The organism is Streptomyces sp. NPDC001851, assembly GCF_040297165.1.
Taxonomy (GTDB): Bacteria; Actinomycetota; Actinomycetes; order Streptomycetales; family Streptomycetaceae; genus Streptomyces.
This window is the reverse complement of the sequence record NZ_JBEOYR010000020.1, coordinates 100,025-120,102: the sequence shown is the minus strand read 5'-3', so window position 1 is coordinate 120,102 and position 20,078 is coordinate 100,025. Positions and strand designations below refer to the sequence as shown.

Annotated in this window: 15 protein-coding genes; 7 read left to right on the top strand and 8 right to left on the bottom strand. The window is 71.6% G+C overall.

What is annotated here, in order from left to right; all coding sequences use genetic code 11:
• Window positions 1-111: 111 nt before the first annotated feature.
• Both ppdK and ABT171_RS27680 read right to left on the bottom strand, forming a co-directional pair.
• Window positions 112-2,832: a pyruvate, phosphate dikinase gene (gene ppdK, locus ABT171_RS27685; RefSeq protein ID WP_351248376.1), complete on the bottom strand. Its 2,721-nt coding sequence runs from the start codon at window positions 2,830-2,832 to the stop codon at window positions 112-114.
• 406 nt (window positions 2,833-3,238) lie between these two features.
• Window positions 3,239-4,459 (bottom strand): ROK family protein, encoded by a 1,221-nt coding sequence (locus ABT171_RS27680; protein ID WP_351248374.1) that lies wholly within the window; start codon window positions 4,457-4,459, stop codon window positions 3,239-3,241.
• A 131-nt stretch (window positions 4,460-4,590) separates the two neighbouring features.
• On the opposite strand from ABT171_RS27680, the gene ABT171_RS27675 reads away from it, so the two are divergent.
• From ABT171_RS27675 to ABT171_RS27665, 3 genes are all read left to right on the top strand, one after another.
• A complete protein-coding gene (locus ABT171_RS27675) occupies window positions 4,591-6,174 on the top strand; it encodes an MGH1-like glycoside hydrolase domain-containing protein (RefSeq protein ID WP_351248372.1) in 1,584 nt (527 codons plus the stop codon).
• On the top strand, window positions 6,171-8,108 hold the full coding sequence (locus ABT171_RS27670; RefSeq protein ID WP_351248370.1) for an amylo-alpha-1,6-glucosidase: 1,938 nt from the start codon (window positions 6,171-6,173) through the stop codon (window positions 8,106-8,108). Before ABT171_RS27675 ends, ABT171_RS27670 begins: the two co-directional genes overlap by 4 nt.
• Window positions 8,109-8,426: 318 nt before the next feature.
• Window positions 8,427-9,995, top strand: a complete 1,569-nt coding sequence (locus tag ABT171_RS27665) for an alkaline phosphatase family protein (protein WP_351248475.1) — start codon at window positions 8,427-8,429, stop codon at window positions 9,993-9,995.
• Here ABT171_RS27665 and dusB read toward each other — a convergent pair whose 3' ends face one another.
• Together dusB and ABT171_RS27655 are read right to left on the bottom strand one after the other, a co-directional pair.
• On the bottom strand, window positions 9,996-11,126 hold the full coding sequence (dusB, locus tag ABT171_RS27660; RefSeq protein ID WP_351248368.1) for a tRNA dihydrouridine synthase DusB: 1,131 nt from the start codon (window positions 11,124-11,126) through the stop codon (window positions 9,996-9,998). It lies immediately after the preceding gene.
• 52 nt (window positions 11,127-11,178) lie between these two features.
• The gene (locus tag ABT171_RS27655) at window positions 11,179-12,054 is read right to left on the bottom strand and encodes a helix-turn-helix transcriptional regulator (protein WP_351248366.1); all 876 of its coding nucleotides are present in this window, start codon (window positions 12,052-12,054) and stop codon (window positions 11,179-11,181) included.
• A 107-nt stretch (window positions 12,055-12,161) separates the two neighbouring features.
• On the opposite strand from ABT171_RS27655, the gene ABT171_RS27650 reads away from it, so the two are divergent.
• The 4 genes from ABT171_RS27650 (at window position 12,162) to ABT171_RS27635 (ending at window position 16,055) form a co-directional block, all read left to right on the top strand.
• Window positions 12,162-13,580 carry an MFS transporter gene (locus ABT171_RS27650; protein ID WP_351248473.1) on the top strand — a complete coding sequence of 473 codons (1,419 nt, stop codon included), beginning with the start codon at window positions 12,162-12,164 and terminating at the stop codon, window positions 13,578-13,580.
• 97 nt (window positions 13,581-13,677) lie between these two features.
• On the top strand, window positions 13,678-15,120 hold the full coding sequence (locus ABT171_RS27645; protein WP_351248364.1) for an MFS transporter: 1,443 nt from the start codon (window positions 13,678-13,680) through the stop codon (window positions 15,118-15,120).
• A gap of 162 nt (window positions 15,121-15,282) precedes the next feature.
• Window positions 15,283-15,501, top strand: a complete 219-nt coding sequence (locus tag ABT171_RS27640; RefSeq protein ID WP_351248362.1) for a hypothetical protein — start codon at window positions 15,283-15,285, stop codon at window positions 15,499-15,501.
• 119 nt (window positions 15,502-15,620) lie between these two features.
• Window positions 15,621-16,055, top strand: a complete 435-nt coding sequence (locus tag ABT171_RS27635; protein ID WP_351248360.1) for a hypothetical protein — start codon at window positions 15,621-15,623, stop codon at window positions 16,053-16,055.
• Here ABT171_RS27635 and ABT171_RS27630 read toward each other — a convergent pair.
• The 4 genes from ABT171_RS27630 to ABT171_RS27615 all read right to left on the bottom strand — a co-directional run bounded on the left by ABT171_RS27630 (window position 16,036) and on the right by ABT171_RS27615 (window position 19,925).
• Window positions 16,036-16,632, bottom strand: coding sequence for a TetR/AcrR family transcriptional regulator (locus ABT171_RS27630; protein ID WP_351248358.1), 597 nt, complete (start codon window positions 16,630-16,632; stop codon window positions 16,036-16,038). The two genes, ABT171_RS27635 and ABT171_RS27630, sit on opposite strands and share 20 nt — an antisense overlap.
• A 26-nt stretch (window positions 16,633-16,658) precedes the next feature.
• On the bottom strand, window positions 16,659-17,669 hold the full coding sequence (locus ABT171_RS27625) for an aldo/keto reductase (RefSeq protein ID WP_351248356.1): 1,011 nt from the start codon (window positions 17,667-17,669) through the stop codon (window positions 16,659-16,661).
• 80 nt (window positions 17,670-17,749) lie between these two features.
• A complete protein-coding gene (locus tag ABT171_RS27620) occupies window positions 17,750-18,361 on the bottom strand; it encodes a LysE family translocator (RefSeq protein ID WP_351248354.1) in 612 nt (203 codons plus the stop codon).
• Window positions 18,362-18,542: 181 nt separating this feature from the next.
• On the bottom strand, window positions 18,543-19,925 hold the full coding sequence (locus ABT171_RS27615; RefSeq protein WP_351248352.1) for a glycine--tRNA ligase: 1,383 nt from the start codon (window positions 19,923-19,925) through the stop codon (window positions 18,543-18,545).
• Window positions 19,926-20,078 lie beyond the last annotated feature (153 nt).

The following is a 20,078-nucleotide window of genomic DNA, read 5'->3' as shown; positions in this document are numbered from 1 at the left end:
GGCGGCACCCCCGCACAGGGTGCCGCCTCTCCTCTTTCGTGCGCCGGAGCCGTCGCCGATCGGTGAGGGTCGGGGACCAGCGGCGGCTCCGGGGTCAAGGGCCCGGAGGGCCTAGCGGTGGTCGCTGCCCGCCGAGTTCGTCGCCGCGCGGCCCGCTTCGAGGCGGGCGACCGGGATGCGGAACGGGGAGCAGGAGACGTAGTCCAGGCCGACCTCGTGGAAGAAGTGGACGGACTCGGGGTCGCCGCCGTGCTCGCCGCAGACGCCGAGCTTCAGGTCGGGACGGGTACGCCGGCCCGCCTCCGCCGCCGACTTCACCAGGGAGCCGACGCCGTCCTTGTCGATCGTCTCGAAGGGGCTGACGCCGAAGATGCCCTTTTCCAGGTATGCGGTGAAGAAGCTCGCTTCGACGTCGTCCCGGCTGAAGCCCCACACCGTCTGCGTCAGGTCGTTCGTGCCGAAGGAGAAGAACTCCGCCGCCTCGGCGATCTGGCCGGCCGTCAGGGCGGCACGCGGGAGTTCGATCATCGTGCCGATCGCCAGCTTCAGCGAAGTGCCCGTCGCCGCCTCTACCTCCGCGATGACCTTGTCGGCCTCCTCGCGGACGATCTCCAGCTCCTGGACCGTGCCGACCAGCGGGATCATGATCTCCGCCCGCGGGTCGCCCTTCGCCGCCTTGCGGGACGCGGCCGCCTCGGCGATCGCGCGGACCTGCATGGTGAACAGGCCGGGGATGACCAGGCCGAGGCGTACGCCGCGCAGGCCCAGCATCGGGTTCTGCTCGTGCAGGCGGTGCACCGCCTGGAGCAGGCGCAGGTCGTTCTCGTGCGGCTCCTGGCGGGACTCGGCCAGGGCCACGCGGACCGAGAGTTCCGTGATGTCGGGGAGGAACTCGTGCAGCGGGGGGTCCAGGAGGCGGATCGTCACCGGGAGGCCGTCCATGGCCTCGAAGAGCTCCACGAAGTCCTTCTTCTGGAGGGGAAGGAGGGCCTTCAGGGACTCCTCGCGCTCCTCCTCCGTGTCCGCCAGGATCAGGCGCTCGACCAGCTCGCGGCGGTCGCCGAGGAACATGTGCTCCGTGCGGCACAGGCCGATGCCCTGGGCGCCGAACCTCCTCGCCCGCAGCGCGTCCTCGGCGTTGTCGGCGTTGGCGCGCACCCGCAGGCGGCGCTTGCGGTCGGCGAAGGCCATCATGCGGTGGACGGCCTCGACCAGCTCGTCCGCGTCGTCGGCGCCCGGGTGCATGCGGCCCTCGAAGTACTCGACGACCGGGGAGGGGACGACCGGGACCTCGCCCAGGTAGACCTTGCCCGACGAGCCGTCGATCGAGATCACGTCGCCTTCCTCGACCACGTGACCACCCGGCACCGTCATCCTGCGGCGCTTGGTGTCGACCTCCAGCTCCTCCGCGCCGCACACGCAGGTCTTGCCCATGCCGCGCGCGACCACGGCCGCGTGGGACGTCTTGCCGCCGCGGGAGGTCAGGATGCCCTCGGCCGCGATCATGCCGTCCAGGTCGTCGGGGTTCGTCTCGCGGCGGACCAGGATGACCTTCTCGCCCGAGCGGGACCACTTCACGGCCGTGTAGGAGTCGAAGACCGCCCTGCCCACCGCGGCGCCCGGAGATGCGGCGATGCCGCGCGCGACCTTGTCGACCTTCGCCTGCTCGTCGAAGCGCGGGAACATCAGCTGGGCCAGCTGGGCGCCGGTGACGCGCTGGAGCGCCTCCGTCTCGTCGATCAGGCCCTGGTCGACCAGCTGGGTCGCGATACGGAAGGCGGCGCCCGCCGTGCGCTTGCCGACGCGGGTCTGGAGCATCCACAGCTGGCCGCGCTCGATGGTGAACTCGATGTCGCAGAGATCCTTGTAGTGGTTCTCCAGGGTCTCCATGATCTGCATGAGCTGGTCGTACGACTTCTTGTCGATCGACTCCAGCTCCGCCAGCGGGACGGTGTTGCGGATGCCCGCGACCACGTCCTCGCCCTGGGCGTTCTGCAGGTAGTCGCCGTAGACGCCCTGGTGGCCGGAGGCGGGGTCACGGGTGAAGGCCACGCCGGTGCCGGAGTCCGGGCCCAGGTTGCCGAAGACCATCGAGCAGACGTTGACGGCCGTGCCCAGGTCGTGCGGGATGCGCTCCTGGCGGCGGTAGAGCTTGGCGCGGTCGCCGTTCCACGAGTCGAAGACCGCCTTGATGGCGAGGTCCATCTGCTCGCGCGGGTCCTGCGGGAAGTCCCGGCCGGCCTCCTTCTTGACGATCTTCTTGAAGGTGGTGACCAGCTTCTTCAGGTCGGCGGCCTCCAGGTCGGTGTCGACCGTGACCTTCTTGGCCTCCTTCGCCTTGTCGAGGGCCTCCTCGAAGAGGTCGCCGTCGACGCCGAGGACGGTCTTGCCGAACATCTGGATGAGGCGGCGGTAGGAGTCCCAGGCGAAGCGGTCGTCGCCGGCCTGCTTGGCCAGGCCCTGCACCGACTTGTCGGAGAGGCCGATGTTCAGGACCGTGTCCATCATGCCGGGCATGGAGAACTTGGCGCCCGAGCGGACGGAGACCAGCAGGGGGTTGTCGGGCTGGCCGAGCTTCTTGCCCATGCGGGACTCCAGCGCGTCGAGGTGCGCACTCACCTCGTCACGCAGTGCCACGGGCTCCGCACCGCTCTCCAGGTAGACCTTGCAGGCCTCGGTGGTGATGGTGAAGCCAGGAGGGACCGGCAGACCGAGGTTGGTCATCTCGGCGAGGTTGGCGCCCTTGCCGCCGAGGAGGTCCTTGAGGTCCTTGTTGCCCTCGGTGAAGTCGTAAACGAACTTCACTACGTGGGGTTCTTTGTTTTCCGACACGGGTCTCGACTCCTTGAGGCCACGGTGGCTGCCCTGACGGCCAGGAACATACCCAGATCGAAGGCACATGGGTACGTCCACTTGCGCGTCATGCGCCTGTAACCACTCGTCCGCCAGCGGATCGAAAGTCAAAGCTTGGCAAGCCGAGCGAGGCACATGTTTTCACTTCTTGAACGCATCCACCTCCCAGGGGGCGGGTTTTCCGCTCAGATGAGCGGGCATCGGCACGCCTGATTTCGATCGATGAACGATCAAGGGGTGGCACCCAGTGCCACCCCTTGGAGAAGTGCAGCCGCTCATGATCCGCTCATCTGAGCGCAACCCTTATCAAGGGTGGCGAGAATCACGCTGCCACAGCGCGCCGGATTTCACCATGCGGACTCCGGCCGGCCCGGAAACGCCGACGTCACACGCCCAGCGCCAGGAGCCGCTCCTCGACCCGCTCCGGCGCGTAGAGGTGTTCCACGACCAGCGCCCCCGCTCCGATGAGCGCGGCCCGCTCCCCCAGCCGGGAGGTGACGACGTCCAGGTGGGCCGTGGAGCGCGGCAGCGCCCGCTGGTAGAGCAGCTCGCGCACCCCGGTGAGGAACGGGGTTCCGGCCAGATCACCCGCGATCATCAGCACACCCGGGTTGAGCAGCGTGACGACGGTCGCCAAGACGTCCCCCACCTGCCGGCCCGCCTCCCGGGCCAGCGCCGCCGCCCCCGGATGCCCGGCGGCCAGCAGGTCCCGTACGTCCGCGCCGGAGGCGGCCGGCACCCCGCTCTCCGTCAGCCGCCGGGCCACGGCGCCCCCGCTCGCGACGGCGGCGAGACAGCCGTGCGCACCGCAGCGGCACAGGGCGTCCGTGCCGACCCGGATGTGCCCGATGTCGCCCGCACCGCCGTCGACCCCCCGGTAGATCGCGCCGTCCACGACCACCCCGGCGCCGATGCCCGTGGACACCTTGACCAGCACGAAGGCCGCGCAGTCGGGGTGCCCGGCGCGCTGTTCGGCGTAGGCCATCAGGTTGGCGTCGTTGTCCACCAGGACCGGGGCCGGGCCGGCGCCGGTGTGCTCGGTGAAGGCGCGGGAGAGCCGGCCCCGTATGTCGTAGCCGTCCCAGCCCGGCATCATCGGCGGCTGCACCACCCGGCCGGTCGCGCTGTCCACCGGGCCGGGTACGGCGAGCCCGATGCCGCAGACGTCCGCTGCCGCGTGGCCCGCCTTCTCCAGCAACGCGCCGAACCAGCGGCCGAGTTCACCGAGTACGGCCTCCGGTCCGTCCTCGACGACCAGCGTGCCGGAGTGCTCGGCCAGGATCTCGCCGGTCAGGGTGAGGACGGCCGCGCGGGCGTGCCGGGTGTCCAGGTCGCCGGCGAGGACGACGGCATGGGAGCCGTCGAACTCCAGGGTGATGGAGGGGCGGCCGCCGAGCGGCGAGTCGACCGGACCGCCGGCGCCCTCGCGCAGCCAGCCGGCCCGGAACAGCCGGTCCAGGCGCTGGCCGACGGTCGCACGGGACAGTCCGGTCGCCTGCTGGAGCGCACCGCGCGTCACGGCCCGTCCACTGCGGACCAGTTCGAGCAGCTCTCCCGCGCCGGCCTGGCCGCCGGCTCTGGCGGTCCTTCCCGGACGTCCGGTCATGCGCACCCCCTTGTGTTTCCCAAGACTGCATTACATAGTGAGTTTTGCGTGTTAAATAGACGTAACTCTACGGTCGTTGCCACCGAACCCGGCCGGGCCGGCCGGGCGTCTTCGTCTTCGGGGAGCCCCGAGTGGATCGCAGCACGCAGCTCACCGCACGTCCCACGGAGTACGAGAGCGCGTACGGCCCCCCGTCCGCGGGCACGCCGCTGCAGGTCGCGGCGGCCCGGGTGCTCGACGAGAACTGGACGGGCCGCTCGACGGTCCCCTCCCGGAACCTGTATCCGCACCAGTGGTCCTGGGACAGCGCGTTCATCGCGATCGGGCTGCGGCACCTCTCACCGCTGCGGGCCCAGACCGAGCTGGAGACGCTGCTGGCCGCCCAGTGGGCCGACGGGCGCGTCCCGCACATCGTGTTCAATCCCTCCGTACCGCTCGACGCCTACTTCCCCAGCCCCGACTTCTGGCGCTCGGCCACCGCCGGCCGCACCGCCGGCGCCCCGCGCACCGTACAGACCTCGGGCATCGTGCAGCCACCGGTGCACGCGCTGGCGGCCTGGCTGGTGCACCGCGCCGACCCCGGCCTGTCCCGGGCGCGCGGCTTCCTGGCCCGGGTCCACCCGCGGCTGGCCGCCTGGCACCGCTATCTGCTGCACCGGCGGGACCTGGGCGGCGCGGGGCTGGTGTCGGTCGTCCACCCGTGGGAGCAGGGCATGGACAACAGCCCCTGCTGGGACGCCCCGCTCGCCCGGATCACCCCCGCCCCGGCCCGCTCCTTCCGGCGGGCCGACCTCGACCACGGCGCACCGGAGGACCGGCCGACGGATCTGGACTACGGACGGTATGTGCGGCTGGCCGCCGACTACCGGGACGCGGGGTACGCCGACGGCGGCGGGGAGTTCACGGTCGAGGACCCCGCCTTCAACGCCCTGCTCATCGCCTCCGAGTACGCGCTGGCCCGGATCGCCGAGGAGCTGGGCGCGGCCGGCACCGCGCGGCACGCGCGCGCCGAACGGCTGACGGCGGCGCTGGTGGAGCGGCTGTGGGACCCGGCGGCCGGCATGTTCCTGTGCCGGGACCTGCGGGCCGCCGCGCGGGGCGGGAGCCCGGTCCGCACAGGAGACGGCGCGGCCGACGGCCGCGGACCGGCCCGGCAGGCACACGGCCCCGGCCCGGCCCCCCAAGCACACCACCCCGCACCGCCCCACGGACCCGGTGCCTTCGGGCTGATCCCCGAGCGGAGTGTCTCCGGGCTGGTGCCGCTCATCCTCCCCGGCCTGCCGCGCGAGATCGTCACCGCGCTCGTCGGCACCCTGTGCGGGCCGCACTTCGGGCTCGGCGACCGCACCCGGCTCGTCCCCAGCTACGACCTCCTCGGCGAGGCCTTCGAACCGCACCGGTACTGGCGCGGCCCGGCCTGGTTCAACACGAACTGGCTGCTGGAACGGGGACTGCGCGTGCACGGCGAGCGGGAGCGGGCCGACGCACTGCGCGCGGCCGTGCTGCACCTCGCCGAAGCCACCGGTTTCGCGGAGTACGTCGACCCCCGCACCGGCGAGGCCTGCGGCGCGACCGGCTTCGGCTGGACCGCCGCGCTCGCCCTCGACCTGCACCACGAGCTGCACCAAGACCTTGTCAAGGGCGCCCGCGGGGGCGTGTCCGAGGCGGCCACCGGCACGTTCGACACAAGTAACGAAGGAGGCGACCGGGAATGACGGACCGGCACCATCTGCTCGTGCGCGGGGCGACGTTCGCCGCCGTGGGCGACCGGGGCGACATCAGCGGGGTCCGGGGCAGCGGCTCCCCGGACGGCTTGTTCGTACGGGACGCCCGGCACCTCAGCCGCTGGCAGCTCACCGTCGACGGCGCCGTACCCGAGGTACTCACGCCGGTCACCGACGGCGGCGCGGCCCGCTGTGTGCTGGTCCCGCGCGGCGGCCGGCAGGAGCCTCCCGCGCACACCCTCTTCCGCCACCAGGCCGTGGGCGACAGCTCGTTCGTCGAATCGCTCCGGGTCACCAGCAACCGCCCGGTGCCGACCACGGTCCGCCTCGCCATCACCGCCGACGCCGACTTCACCGACCAGTTCGAACTCCGCTCCGACCACCGCACCTACGCCAAGGCCGGCGCCGTACGCTCCCGGGAAGTCCTCGACGACGGCATCGAGTTCACCTACCGCCGCGCCGAATGGCGGTCCTGTACGACCATCACGGCCGACCCCGCCCCCGACGCCGTCGAGGAGACCGGCACCGGCGCCCGCCGCCTGGTGTGGACCCTGGACCTCGCGCCGCACGGCACGACGGAGCTGCTGCTGCGCGTCATCGCCCGCCCGCACGGCGAGAAGCGCGCTCTGCGCGTGCCCCGCGACCCGGCGTCCGTCCTGGACCAACTCGCCGTCGCGGAGGCGGAGTTCGTGGAGGGTGTGGCCTTCCCGACCGGCTGGCCGGAACTGGCGGAGGCCTGCGCGCGGGGCCTCGCCGACCTGGCCGCGCTCCAGGTGCCGGCCACCGGACCGGACGGCGAGGAACTGCGCGTGCCGTCCGGCGGCGCCCCCTGGTTCCTCGCCCTCCTCGGCCGGGACGCCCTGCTCACCTCCCTGTTCGCGCTGCCGTACCGCCCGGAACTGGCCGCCGCCACGCTGCCCGCGCTCGCCGCCACCCAGGCGACCGGCACCGGCCTGTCCCCGGTCGCCCAGCCCGGCAAGATCGTGCACGAGGTACGGCACGGCGAGCTGGCCCACTTCGGGCAGGTGCCGTTCGGGCGGTACTACGGCTCGGTCGACGCCACTCCGCTGTTCCTGGTCCTGCTCGGCGCGTACACCGAGCGGACGGGGGACGCGGTTCTGGCCCGCCGTCTGGAACGGCACGCGCGTGCCGCCGTCGCCTGGATGCTCGACCACGGCGGCCTGACCTCGCGCGGCTACCTGGTCTACCGCGCCGACGAGGGCGGCCTCGCCAACCAGAACTGGAAGGACTCCCCCGGCGCGATCTGCTGCGCCGACGGCACCCGTCCCACCGGCGCGGTGATGGCGGCGGGCGCGCAGGGCTACGCGTACGACGCGCTGCGCCGCACGGCGTGGCTGGCGCGCACGGTGTGGGGCGACGAGACGTACGCGGCCCTGCTGGAGCAGGCGGCGGCCGATCTCCGGGACCGGTTCCAGCGGGACTTCTGGATGGAGGAGCACTCCTTCCCGGCGCTCGCACTGGACGGGGAGGGCCACCGGATCGACGCGCTGGCCTCCGACGCCGGGCATCTGCTGTGGTCCGGGCTGCTGGACAAGGAGTACGGCGAGGTGGTGGGCCGGCGGCTGCTGGAGCCGGACTTCTTCTCCGGGTGGGGGGTGCGGACGCTGGCCGCGGGGCAGGCGGCGTACCATCCGCTGTCCTATCACCGGGGCTCCGTGTGGCCCCATGACAACGCGCTGATCACGTTGGGGCTCGCGCGGTACGGGTTGCACGACGAGGCCCGGGCGGTGGCGCACGCGCTGGTGGACGCGGCGGTGGTGGCGGGGTACCGGCTGCCGGAGGTGCTGGCCGGGTACGGCAGGGACACGCATCCGGAGCCGGTGCCGTATCCGCACGCGTGCGTGCGGGAGTCCCGGTCGGCCGTGGCGCCGCTTGCGCTTCTGACGGCGGTGGGCGGGGTGTAGGGACGGGTATTTGCCCGGTGTTTGCTCAGTGCCATGAACACGGGTTGCGGGGTGGCCGTACGGATCAGCGTCACGGGTGTCGTACGGAAGGACCCTCGGGTGTCTCAGGACACGAGCACGCGCCAACTGCAAACCGAAGAGCCGGAGGACGACGCCCCCGCCGAAACCGCCGCGCCCGCCCCCCGCGCCTCCCGGCGCCCCTGGACCGCCCTGTCGGCGTACACCCGGCGCTGGCGCGAGGAGCATCCCACGGCCGCCCAGGCCGTGTCCGTCACCGTGACCGTGCTCGCCGCGGCGCTCGTCGTCGCCGCGCTCGTGATGCCGGACTCGGTGGTGCGGCTGGGGCCCGGGAAGTTCTTCCGGATACCGGCGGAAGCCGTCATCGGCGCGGCGGTGATGCTGGCGCTGCCGCGCCGGCCGCGGGTGGTGCTGGCTGCCGTGTCCGGGGTGGCGCTGGCCGCGATGACCGTGCTGAACGCGCTCGACATGGGCTTCAACCAGTACCTCGGCCGCCCGTTCAACGTGGTCCTCGACTGGAGCCTGTTCGGTGACGCGGAGTCGTATCTGGAGGACTCCCTCGGCCGTACGGAGACCCTCGCGGCCGTGGCCGGTGTGATCGCGGCGGTCCTGCTGCTGTGCGTGCTGCTGGCGCTGGCCATGGTCCGGCTGAGCAATCTGCTCGCCCGGCACCCCGGCACCGCGACCCGGGGCACGCTGGTCGCCGGGGTCGTCTGGATCACCTGCTCCTCCCTGGGCCTGCAGATGGCCGGCGTGCCGCTCGCCGCCGACAACACCGCCACCGCGCTGAAGAACCAGGTCCACATGGTCTCGGCCACGCTCAGGGACGAGGCGGAGTTCCGGAAGGTGGCCAGGGTCGACGCCTTCGGCAACACCCCGGGCAGCCAGCTGGTCCCGGCTCTGCGCGGCAAGGACATGATCTTCACCTTCATCGAGAGCTACGGCCGCAGCGCGATCGAGGACCCGATCATGGCGCCCGGTGTGGACAGTACGCTCGACGCCCGCACCAAGGCGCTGGCCCAGGCCGGATTCCACGCCAAGAGCGGCTGGCTGACCTCGGCGACCTACGGCGGCAGCAGCTGGCTCGGCCACTCCACCACCATGTCCGGCCTGTGGATCAGCAACCAGCAGCGCTACCGCACGGTCATGGCCAGCGACCACCTCAGTCTCACCGAGGCGTTCAAGAAGACCGGCGCGTTCGACACGGTCGGGGTCATGCCGGGTGTGCAGAAGGCGTGGCCGGAGCAGAAGTGGTACGGCCTCGACAAGGTCTACAACGCCTTCGAACTCGGCTACAAGGGACCGAAGTTCAGCTGGTCGACCATGCCCGACCAGTACGCGCTGCAGCAGTACCAGGAGCGGGTGCACAGCAGGAAGCCCGCCGACGGCAAGGCGCGGATGTCCCTGCTCATCCTCACCTCCAGCCATCAGCCCTGGGCGCCGATCCCGAAGATGGTCGGCTGGGACCAGCTGGGCGACGGCTCGGTCTTCAAGGGCATCCAGGCGGCGGGCAACAATCCGGCCGACGTCATCGCGGACACCACCAAGTCCCGCCAGGAGTACGGCAAGACGATCCAGTACTCGGTGACCGCGCTGACCCAGTGGCTGGAGCGCTACGGCAGCAAGGACACGGTGCTGGTCTTCCTCGGCGACCACCAGCCCATCGCCCGGGTCAGCGGCAACCACGCCAGCCGTGACGTGCCGGTCTCGATCGTCGCCAAGGACCCGAAGGTGCTGGACCGGATCGCCGGGTGGGGGTGGACGGACGGCCTGCGTCCGGCCCACAACGCCCCGGTGTGGAAGATGAGCGCCTTCCGCGACCGCTTCCTGACGGCGTACGGCTCGACACCGCACCCGAAGAAGGGCTGATCAGCCGCCGGAGGTGTCCAGCTCCGCGTCCTCGCTCACGCCCGCGCAGTCGTACGGGTCCTTCAGCCAGCCGTCCGGCAGCACCACCCGGTTGTTGCCGGACGTACGGCCGCGGGGGCCGTCCGCGCCGGCCGGCCACGGCTGGTCGAGGTCCAACTCGTCGAGACCCGCCCGCAGTTCCTGCAGAGAAGACGTGATCGCGAGCCGCTTGCGCATCTCCGAGCCGACCGCGAAGCCCTTCAGGTACCAGGCGACGTGCTTGCGGAAGTCGACGACGCCCTTGGACTCGTCGCCGATCCACTCGCCGAGCAGGGTCGCGTGCCGGACCATGACGTCGGCCACCTCGCGCAGCGTCGGGCGGGCGAAGGACGTACGCCCCTCGAAGGCCGCCACGAGATCCGCGAACAGCCATGGCCGCCCCAGGCATCCGCGCCCGACGACCACCCCGTCGCAGCCGGTCTCCCGCACCATCCGCAGCGCGTCCCCAGCCGACCAGACGTCGCCGTTGCCGAGCACCGGGATCTCCGGCACGTGCTCCTTCAGCCGGGCGATGGCCTCCCAGTCGGCGGTGCCGCCGTAGTGCTGGGCGGCCGTACGGCCGTGCAGCGCGATCGCCGTGACGCCCTCCTCGACGGCGATGCGGCCGGCGTCGAGGTAGGTGATGTGGTCGTCGTCGATGCCCTTGCGCATCTTCATGGTGACGGGGAGGTCACCGGCACCGCTCACGGCCTCCCTGAGGATCGCCCGCAGCAGGTTGCGCTTGTACGGGAGGGCCGAGCCGCCGCCCTTCCTGGTGACCTTGGGGACCGGGCAGCCGAAGTTCAGGTCGATGTGGTCGGCCAGGTCCTCCTCCGCGATCATGCGGACGGCCTTGCCGACGGTCGCCGGGTCGACGCCGTACAGCTGGATCGAGCGCGGCTGCTCGCTCGCGTCGAACCTGATCAGCTGCATGGTCTTCTCGTTGCGCTCGACCAGCGCCCGGGTCGTGATCATCTCGCTCACGAACAGGCCCTTGCCGCCGGAGAACTCCCTGCACAGGGTACGGAAGGGCGCGTTGGTGATCCCCGCCATGGGTGCGAGCACGACGGGCGGTGCGACGGCGTGCGGGCCGATGGAGAGCGGGTGGGTCATCGTCAGGGCTCCGGGACGGATGTACGGCACAGGGGCGAGCCCCCATTGTCCCTCACCCGTCCGCCAGCTCCGCCAGCCGCTCCAGCCGCTCCTCGGTCTCCTCGTCGGCGGGGATGTACGCGACCACCCGGTGGGCCGGTGACTGCGGGGCCAGCCACATGGTGCGGTGCTCCAGGCGGACCAGGCCGACCACCGGGTGCCGGTACCGCTTGACGTGCGGGGACAGCGGCGCGACCTCGTGCCGTTCCCACAGCTCGCGGAACTCCGCGGAGGCCGCCAGCAGCCGGTCCCGGTGCTCCTTCCACACGGGCTCGGCCACATGCTCGGCCATGGCCACCCGGTACTTGGCGATCAGGTCGCGCAGCATCTCGTCCCGGTCGAGGAAGTCCCGCTTCCAGCGCTCGCTGGTGGCCAGCAGCCACAGACAGTTCCGCTCGGCCACGGGCAGCTCGGTGAGGTCGCCGAAGAGCTGGGCGAAGGGGCGGTTGGCGGCGAGGACGTCGTAGCGGGCGTTCTGCAGGGAGGCGGGGTAGGGGGCGAGCCGTTCGACGAGCTTCCGCGCGGACTTCGAGACGACCGGGCACTCGGGGTCGATGCGCGGGTCCGCGGTCCCGGCGAGGGCGAAGAGGTGGGCGCGCTCGGTGGGATCCATGAGCAGGGCGCGGGCGACGGCGTCGAGTACCTGCGCGGAGACATGGGGGGCGCGGGCCTGCTCGATCCACGTGTACCAGGTGACGCCGACGGCGGAGAGCTGGGCGACCTCCTCGCGGCGCAGGCCCGGGGTGCGCCGGCGCGGGCCGCGCGGCAGGCCCACCTGTTCCGGGGTGACGCGCTCGCGGCGGCTGCGCAGGAAAGCGGCCAGTTCCCGGCGCCGGATGTGCTGCGCCCTGGGCTGCTCGGTGCGGTGTTCCGGCACTGCGATGGTCATGGACCAAGGGTGCCGTCCCGGCGCAGGCGGATTCCAGGTGGTGCCGGTACCCGGATGACCACCGCCTGGTACCCGGCTGGGAGCTGCCGGAGAGTCGGGGCGTGACCATGACGACCACCCCTTTGCGCACCGCAGCGCGGGCCCGCGGGCTGACGGCCCTCGGCCTGCTCACGCTCCTTCTCGGGACCGCGCTGCCGATGATCGACTTCTTCATCGTGAACGTCGCCCTGCCGACGATCGAGCACGATCTGCACGCTCCGCCGGCCACGCTGGAGATGGTGGTGGCCGGGTACGCGGTGGCGTACGCCGTGCTGCTCGTGCTCGGCGGCCGGCTCGGCGACACCTACGGCCGGCGGCGGCTGTTCCTGTGGGGGGTGGCCGCCTTCGGGCTGACCTCGCTGGCCTGCGGACTCGCGCCGGACGCCTGGTGGCTGGTGGCGGCTCGGGCCGCGCAGGGGGCCGCGTCGGCGGCGCTGCTGCCGCAGGTGCTGGCCACCATCCACGCGACGACGTCCGGCGAGCGGCGGGCCCGGGCGGTCGCCCTGTACGGCTCGGTCGGCGGGGTGTCCGTCGTGCTCGGGCAGGTGCTGGGCGGGGTGCTGGTCGCCGCGGATCCGGCGGGCACCGGCTGGCGTGCGGTGTTCCTGGTGAACGTGCCGGTGGCCGTCGCCGCCCTGGTGTGTGCCCTGCGGTCGGTGCCGGACAGCCGGTCCGAGCGGCCCGCGCGCGGTGATCTCGCGGGTACGGCGCTGCTGGGGGCCGCGCTGATCGCAGTGCTGCTGCCGCTGACCGAGGGCCGGGCGGCGGGCTGGCCGCTGTGGTCGGTGCTGCTGCTGTGCGCGGCGCCGCTGCTCGCGGCGGGGTTCTACGGCGTGGAGCGGCGCGGCGAGCGGGCCGGTGGAAGCCCGTTGCTGCCGCCGTCCCTGCTGACCGCCCCGGAGGTCCGCCGGGGCCTGCTGCTGGGGCTGCCGGTGTTCGTCGGCTTCGCCGGCTGGATGTTCGTGAGCGCGGTGACCCTGCAGCAGGGTCTCGGGTACGGCGCCCTGCGGGCGGGGCTGACGCTGGTGCCGATGGGGGTGGCGCAGTTCGCGGCGTCGATGCTGGCGCCGCGTGCCGCACGGTGGTGGGGCGGGCGGTCGGTGACGCTGGCGGCGGCGGTGCACGTCGCGGGGCTGGCGACGGTGACGGCGACCGTGCTGCTGGGTCCCTGGCCGCGGCTGAGCCCGCTGGCTCTCGCGCCCGGTCTGGTGCTGTGCGGGCTCGGCCAGGGCCTGCAGCTGCCGCTGTACTACCGGATCCTGCTGGCGGCGATCCCGGCCCGGCTGGCCGGTGCGGGCAGCGGGCTCGCGGCCACGCTGCAGCAGTCGTGCCTGGCGGTCGGGGTGGCGACGCTCGGTTCGCTGTTCCTGTCCCTCGTCCCCGGTCTCGGTATGCGCCGGGCGCTGGCGGTGGTGCTGGCGGTGCAGGCGGCGGGATTGCTGGGGCTGGGGTGGCTTGGCCTGCGGTTGCCCCGGGTACTGGGATAGCCGCTGCCGGGGGCCCACCGCGAGGATCGTGTACGGCACATCAATTAGGCACACTATTAGTTAGACGCACTATCGAAATAGGCGTACGATGCCATCCATGCCCGAGTTGACCCACCGTCGCCGTCTGCTCGTGCTCGCGATCTGCTGCATGAGCCTGCTGATCGTGAGCCTGGACAACACCGTGCTCAACGTGGCGCTGCCGTCCCTGCAGCGCGATCTGCACGCCACCACCTCCGGCCTGCAGTGGACGATCGACGCCTACACGCTGGTGCTCGCCTCGCTGCTGATGCTCGCGGGCTCGACGGCCGACCGCATCGGCCGCAAGCGGGTCTTCATGGCCGGTCTGGTGGTCTTCTCCGTCGGCTCACTGCTGTGCTCGCTCGCGCCGAACCTGACCCTGCTGGTGGTGTTCCGGATGGTGCAGGCGATCGGCGGCTCGATGCTCAACCCGGTCGCCATGTCGATCATCACCAACACCTTCACCGACGCCCGTGAACGCGCCCGCGCGATCGGCGTGTGGGGCGCGGTGGTCGGCATCTCGATGGCGGCGGGCCCGCTGGTGGGCGGCCTCCTCGTGCAGTCGGTGAGCTGGCGGGCGATCTTCTGGGTCAACCTCCCGGTCGGCCTCGCCGCCCTCCTCCTCACCCTCCGCTTCGTCCCGGAGTCCCGCGCACCGAAGGCCCGCCGCCCCGGCCCGATCGGCCAGCTCCTGGTCATCGCCCTGTTCGGCTCGCTGACGTACGCGATCATCGAGGCCCCGGACTCCGGCCCGACCGCGGTGGCCCCGTTCGCGGCGATCGCCTTCGCGGCCTTCGCCGGCCTGCTCCGGTACGAGCCCCGGCGCGCCGAACCCCTCATCGACCTGCGCTTCTTCCGCTCGGCTCCGTTCAGCGGCGCCACGGTGATAGCGATCAGCGCGTTCGCGGCACTGGGCGGCTTCCTGTTCCTGTCCACGCTCTACCTGCAGAACGTGCGCGGCCTGGACGCCCTGCACGCGGGCCTGTGGATGCTGCCGATGGCCGCCCCGACGTTCCTGTGCGCGCCCCTGTCCGGCCGCCTGGTGGGCAGCCGCGGCCCGCGCCTGCCCCTCCTGGTGGCCGGTACGGCGATGACGGCGAGCGGTGCCCTCTTCGCCGCCTTCGAGGCGGAGACGTCCAACGCCACCCTGATCGCCGGCTACGTCCTGTTCGGCATCGGCTTCGGATTCGTGAACGCGCCGATCACCAACACGGCCGTCTCCGGCATGCCGCGCGCCCAGGCCGGGGTCGCCGCCGCGGTCGCCTCCACGAGCCGGCAGCTGGGCCAGACGCTCGGCGTCGCGGTGATCGGCGCGGTCCTGGCCTCCGGCGCCGGCTCGTCGCCCATGAAGCAGGCCTTCGTCTCGGCGGCCGGCCCCGGCTGGTGGATCCTCACCGCCTGCGGCCTGGCCGTCCTTCTCCTCGGCCTCCTCACCAGCGGCCGCTGGGCCCACCGCACCGCACAGCGCACGGCCGAACAGCTGGAGTCGCCGGACATCCGCCAGCCGGTCGGAACGCCCTGACGCGCTCGATCGAGCTCCGGTGGCTGGATGAGCGAAACGAGTTCTGCCGAGCCGAGGCCACGGCTTCGGCAACTGCGTGGGAAACTCCCCCTGTTGATGTTCGTCTTGCTGCACACTCCTGTTCCGGTCGGGGGTGCCGGACTCCAGGAGGCGTGAGGCGTCATGCCGCAGGGCAACAGCACGAGCAAGGTCAGCAGATGGGACGGGCACGGCCGGGAGCATGTCGTCCGGGTGCGGCGTACGGGGCTGCAGCGCACGATCAGATGCGACACATGCGGCTGGCGCAGGGGCGCCCAGTTCCTGCCGTGGCTGAAGGCGGCGGAGCATCTGGCCGAGGCCCATCAGGCGACGGTGGATCCGGCGGCGGCCCGACAGCCGTGAAGGCGAGCGGCCCGGCCCCGGGACACCCCGCCTGAGCTGCACTTCCACCCGTTCGAGTGGCCGCTTTCGCGAGTCCGGTTCAGCCTGGGAAAGGTTCATCGAGCGAACAGGAGACGACCATGACCTGGGTACTCCGCCACCGCTGCGGCCGCGCGCTCGGCGCCGGTCTCCTCTCCGTGGCGCTGCTCTCCGGTGGGACGGCCGGAGCCTTCGCCGCCGACAGCACCGCCCCGGGCGCCGGCAGCGCCCCGCCCAGCCCGGCCACCGGTATGGCCACCATCACCATCCACGCCGACAAGACCTCGGTGAAGGCCGGGCAGACGGTGACGTTCTCCGGACGCACCACCGGCCTGAAGGTCGGTTCCCCGCTGCTGCTCCAGCACCAGAAGTCCGGCAAGTGGGTCCCGATGAAGGCGACCTCCAAGGTGAAGAACGGCAGTTCCTACTCCCTGACCGCCACGTTCAACACCCCGGGCACGGAGACACTGCGCGTCGCCAGCGCGAACATGGCCGGAAGGGCACACTCGCCCACCGTCACCGTGAAGGTGAGCTGAGCCCCCGTATCAGCAGGTCCACGACGGCCGTGAACTCCTCGTCGACGCCGGGAGCGGTCCACTCCCGGGCGTGACAGGGGTCGTGGAAACGGCCGGTGGCCTGGAAGACGGCCCGGGCCGCGGCGGCCGGGTCGGGCACCGTGAAGGCGCCCGACCCGGCCCCGTCCGCGATGATCCGGGTCAGCTGGCCGGTCAGGTCGGCGATGTGCTCGCCGACCGCCGTGCCGTTCTCGTCGGTCAGCACCGTGTAGGTGGCGAAGAGTTCGGGGTCGTCCCCCGCCTTGTGCCGCTTGGCCTCGAACAGGGCGCCGAGCCAGGCCCGCAGCCGCTCCTCGGGAGTGCCGCCCCCGGCGACGATGACGGCGAGTTTCTCCGACGTCCGGTCCAGCCAGCGCTTGGTGACCGCCTCGCGCAGGGCCGCCTTGGTGCGGAAGTGCCGGTATACGCTGCCGTGGCTGACGCCGAGCGCGCGGGCCACGTCGACCACGGTGGCCTTGGCCGGGCCATGGCGGCGCAGCACCTCCTCGGTCGCTTCGAGGATGCGCTCGGCGGTCAGGGTCTCGGTGGTCGGTGCCATGCTCTAGACCGTACCCGGCGCCCCGGTCAGCGCTCGCTGTCGAGGTGTGCCATCTGCGCGGTCGGATAGCGGTCGCCGGCCGCCGCGTCCGCCGGTACGGCCTCCTCGATCGCCGTCAGGTCGGCCGCGTCCAGCGTCACGTCCAGCGCGCCCAGCGACTCGGTGAGCCGCTCGCGGGTGCGGGCCCCGACGAGGGGCACGATGTCCTCGCCGCGGGAGAGCACCCAGGCGACGGCGATCTGCGCGACCGTCACACCCTTCTGCTCGGCGATCTTGCGCAGGGCCTCGACCAGGTTCAGGTTGTGCTGGAGGTTCTCGCCCTGGAAGCGGGGCGAGTGGGCCCGGAAGTCGTTCGCGGCCAGTTGCCGGTCGCGGGTGAAGTGCCCGGAGATCAGCCCGCGCGAGAGCACGCCGTAGGCCGTGATCCCGATGCCCAGCTCGCGGGCGGTCGGCAGGATCTCCTGCTCGATACCCCGGCTGATCAGCGAGTACTCGATCTGGAGATCGGAGACCGGGACGGTGGCGGCGGCCCGCCGGACGGTGTCGGCGCCGACCTCGCTCAGGCCCACGTGCCGGACGTACCCCTGCTCGATCAGTTCGGCGATCGCGCCGACGGTCTCCTCGATCGGCACGTCCGGGTCGAGGCGGGCGATCCGGTAGACGTCGATGTGGTCGACGCCGAGGCGCTGCAGGGAGTAGGCGGCGAAGTTCTTCACGGCGGCCGGGCGGCCGTCGTACCCGCTCCAGTTGCCCTGCGGGTCGCGCAGGGCGCCGAACTTCACGCTGAGCAGCGCCTGTTCGCGGCGGGCGGCCGGGGCGGTGCGCAGGGCCTCGCCGATCAGCATCTCGTTGTGTCCCATGGCGTAGAAGTCGCCGGTGTCCAGCAGGGTGACGCCCGCTTCCAGGGCGGCGTGGACGGTGGCGACGGACTCCGCGCGGTCGGCGTCGCCGTAGAGCGCGGACATGCCCATGCAGCCCAGGCCGAGGGCGGAGACCTGGGGTCCGGTGGTTCCGAGGGGTCGGGTTCGCATCGTCATGCCTTCACCCTGCCATGACAGCTGACAGATTTCAATATCTGTCAGCTGTCATGCCGTGCGCCTCTGGCCCGGCCCCGGGCTCACCGGGCGGTGAAGGCCAGCTTGGCGCCGAGGGCGAGGAAGGATCCGGCGAAGCTCCGCCGCAGCCAGGCCATGACCCTCGGCCGTGCGGTGATACGGCTGCGCAGGGAGGCGGCGAGGACGCCGTACAGGGCGAAGACGACGAACGTCAGCAGCATGAAGACACCGCTCAGGCCGAGCATGCGCGGGAGCGCGTGCGGCTCGTCCGGGTTCACGAACTGGGGCAGGAAGGCGAAGAAGAAGATCGTCAGCTTCGGGTTGAGCAGATTGACCAGCACGCCCCGGACGATCACCTGCGCCGAGGAGCGGGGCGGGGTGTCCTGCTCGACGGTGATCGCCTCCTTGTCCCGCAGCGTCGTCCACGCCATGTACAGCAGGTAGGCCACGCCTGCGTACCGGAGGAACTGGAAGGCGGTCGCGCTCGCGTTCAGCAGTGCGGCGAGCCCGGTGACCGTGGCCAGCGCGTGCGGCACGATCCCCAGCGCGCAGGCGAACGCCGCGACGACGCTCGCGCGACGGCCGTGCGCGAGGGCGGCGGCGAGGGTGTAGACGACACCGGTGCCGGGGGTGGCGACGACGACGAGGGTGGTGAGGAGGAAGGCGAGGCTCATGGGGCCACCCTCGCGGCGACGTGGCCCGGGGAACAGGGCCAAACACCGAGCGGTTCACGGGACCAAACGGCGCGCGGCGCACCGCGGCGGCGAGCCCGGCGGCCTTCCGCGAGCAGAAACGCCCACCCTCCCCCGACCGGGTCGGGGGAGGGTGGGCGTTACGGGGCAGTGGGCGTGGGCGTCAGCAGCCCAGCAGACGGCCGGCCAGGTAGCCCTCGATCTGGTCGAGGGAGACCCGCTCCTGCTTCATCGAGTCCCGCTCGCGCACCGTGACGGCGTTGTCCTCAAGCGTGTCGAAGTCGACGGTCACGCAGTACGGCGTACCGATCTCGTCCTGGCGGCGGTAACGGCGGCCGATCGCACCGGCGTCGTCGAACTCGATGTTCCAGTTCTGGCGCAGCGCCTGGGCGAGGCCCTTGGCCTTCGGGGACAGCTCCGGGTTGCGGGACAGCGGCAGCACCGCGACCTTCACCGGGGCCAGGCGGTGGTCGAGGCGCAGCACCGTGCGCTTCTCCATCTTGCCCTTGGCGTTCGGCGCCTCGTCCTCGACGTAGGCGTCGAGCAGGAAGGCCAGCATGGTCCGGCCGACACCCGCCGCGGGCTCGATGACGTACGGCGTCCAGCGCTCGCCGGCCTCCTGGTCGAAGTAGGAGAGGTCCTGGCCGGAGGCCTTGGAGTGGGCGCCGAGGTCGTAGTCGGTGCGGTTGGCGACACCCTCCAGCTCGCCCCACTCGCTGCCGCCGAACTGGAAGCGGTACTCGATGTCAGCGGTGCGCTTGGAGTAGTGGGAGAGCTTCTCCTGCGGGTGCTCGTACCACCGCATGTTCTCCTCGCGCAGGCCCAGGCCGGTGTACCAGTTCCAGCGCTGCTCCATCCAGTACTCCTGCCACTTCTCGTCCTCGCCCGGCTTGACGAAGAACTCCATCTCCATCTGCTCGAACTCGCGGGTGCGGAAGATGAAGTTGCCGGGCGTGATCTCGTTGCGGAAGGACTTGCCCATCTGGGCGATGCCGAACGGCGGCTTGCGGCGCGAGGTCGTCTGCACCTGGGCGAAGTTGGTGAAGATGCCCTGGGCGGTCTCGGGGCGCAGGTACGCGACCGAGCCGGAGTCCTGGGTCGGGCCGAGGTGCGTCGACAGCAGACCGGAGAACTGCTTGGGCTCGGTGAACTGGCCCTTGTTGCCGCAGTTCGGGCAGTTGATGTCCGCCAGGCCGTTCGCCGGGGCGTGGCCCTTCTTCTCCTCGTACGCCTCTTCCAGATGGTCGGCGCGGAACCGCTTGTGACACGCGGTGCACTCGGTCAGCGGGTCCGTGAAGGTGGCGACGTGGCCGGATGCGACCCAGACCTCGGAGGCCAGGATGACGGACGAGTCGATACCGACCACGTCCTCGCGCGACGTCACCATGTAGCGCCACCACTGGCGCTTGATGTTCTCCTTGAGCTCGACACCCAGCGGTCCGTAGTCCCAGGCGGCACGCTGTCCGCCGTAGATCTCACTGCAGGGGAAAACAAAGCCACGGCGCTTGCTCAGGCTGACGATCGTGTCGATCTTGTCGGCGGCCACGGTGCTCTCTTCATTACGATGACGACGACTGGCGTTGAAGCGAGATGCTTCCAGCTTGCTTGCGAATGATTCAGGTTACCGGCGCAGGCTCCCCCACGACCAAATCGGCCCCTGCTAAGCAGGCCTGACCGGGCTTGTTGACAACGGTTTCCA

Bases quoted from the DNA above. Each gene is read 5' to 3' on its own strand.
- ABT171_RS27680 (WP_351248374.1), bottom strand. From the start codon at position 4,459: ATGACCGGACGTCCGGGAAGGACCGCCAGAGCCGGCGGCCAGGCCGGC.
- ABT171_RS27670 (WP_351248370.1), top strand. From the start codon at position 6,171: ATGACGGACCGGCACCATCTGCTCGTGCGCGGGGCGACGTTCGCCGCC.
- ABT171_RS27665 (WP_351248475.1), top strand. From the start codon at position 8,427: ATGCCGGACTCGGTGGTGCGGCTGGGGCCCGGGAAGTTCTTCCGGATA.
- dusB (WP_351248368.1), bottom strand. From the start codon at position 11,126: ATGACCCACCCGCTCTCCATCGGCCCGCACGCCGTCGCACCGCCCGTC.
- ABT171_RS27655 (WP_351248366.1), bottom strand. From the start codon at position 12,054: ATGACCATCGCAGTGCCGGAACACCGCACCGAGCAGCCCAGGGCGCAG.
- ABT171_RS27650 (WP_351248473.1), top strand. From the start codon at position 12,162: ATGACGACCACCCCTTTGCGCACCGCAGCGCGGGCCCGCGGGCTGACG.
- ABT171_RS27645 (WP_351248364.1), top strand. From the start codon at position 13,678: ATGCCCGAGTTGACCCACCGTCGCCGTCTGCTCGTGCTCGCGATCTGC.
- ABT171_RS27640 (WP_351248362.1), top strand. From the start codon at position 15,283: ATGCCGCAGGGCAACAGCACGAGCAAGGTCAGCAGATGGGACGGGCAC.
- ABT171_RS27635 (WP_351248360.1), top strand. From the start codon at position 15,621: ATGACCTGGGTACTCCGCCACCGCTGCGGCCGCGCGCTCGGCGCCGGT.
- ABT171_RS27630 (WP_351248358.1), bottom strand. From the start codon at position 16,632: ATGGCACCGACCACCGAGACCCTGACCGCCGAGCGCATCCTCGAAGCG.
- ABT171_RS27625 (WP_351248356.1), bottom strand. From the start codon at position 17,669: ATGACGATGCGAACCCGACCCCTCGGAACCACCGGACCCCAGGTCTCC.
- ABT171_RS27620 (WP_351248354.1), bottom strand. From the start codon at position 18,361: ATGAGCCTCGCCTTCCTCCTCACCACCCTCGTCGTCGTCGCCACCCCC.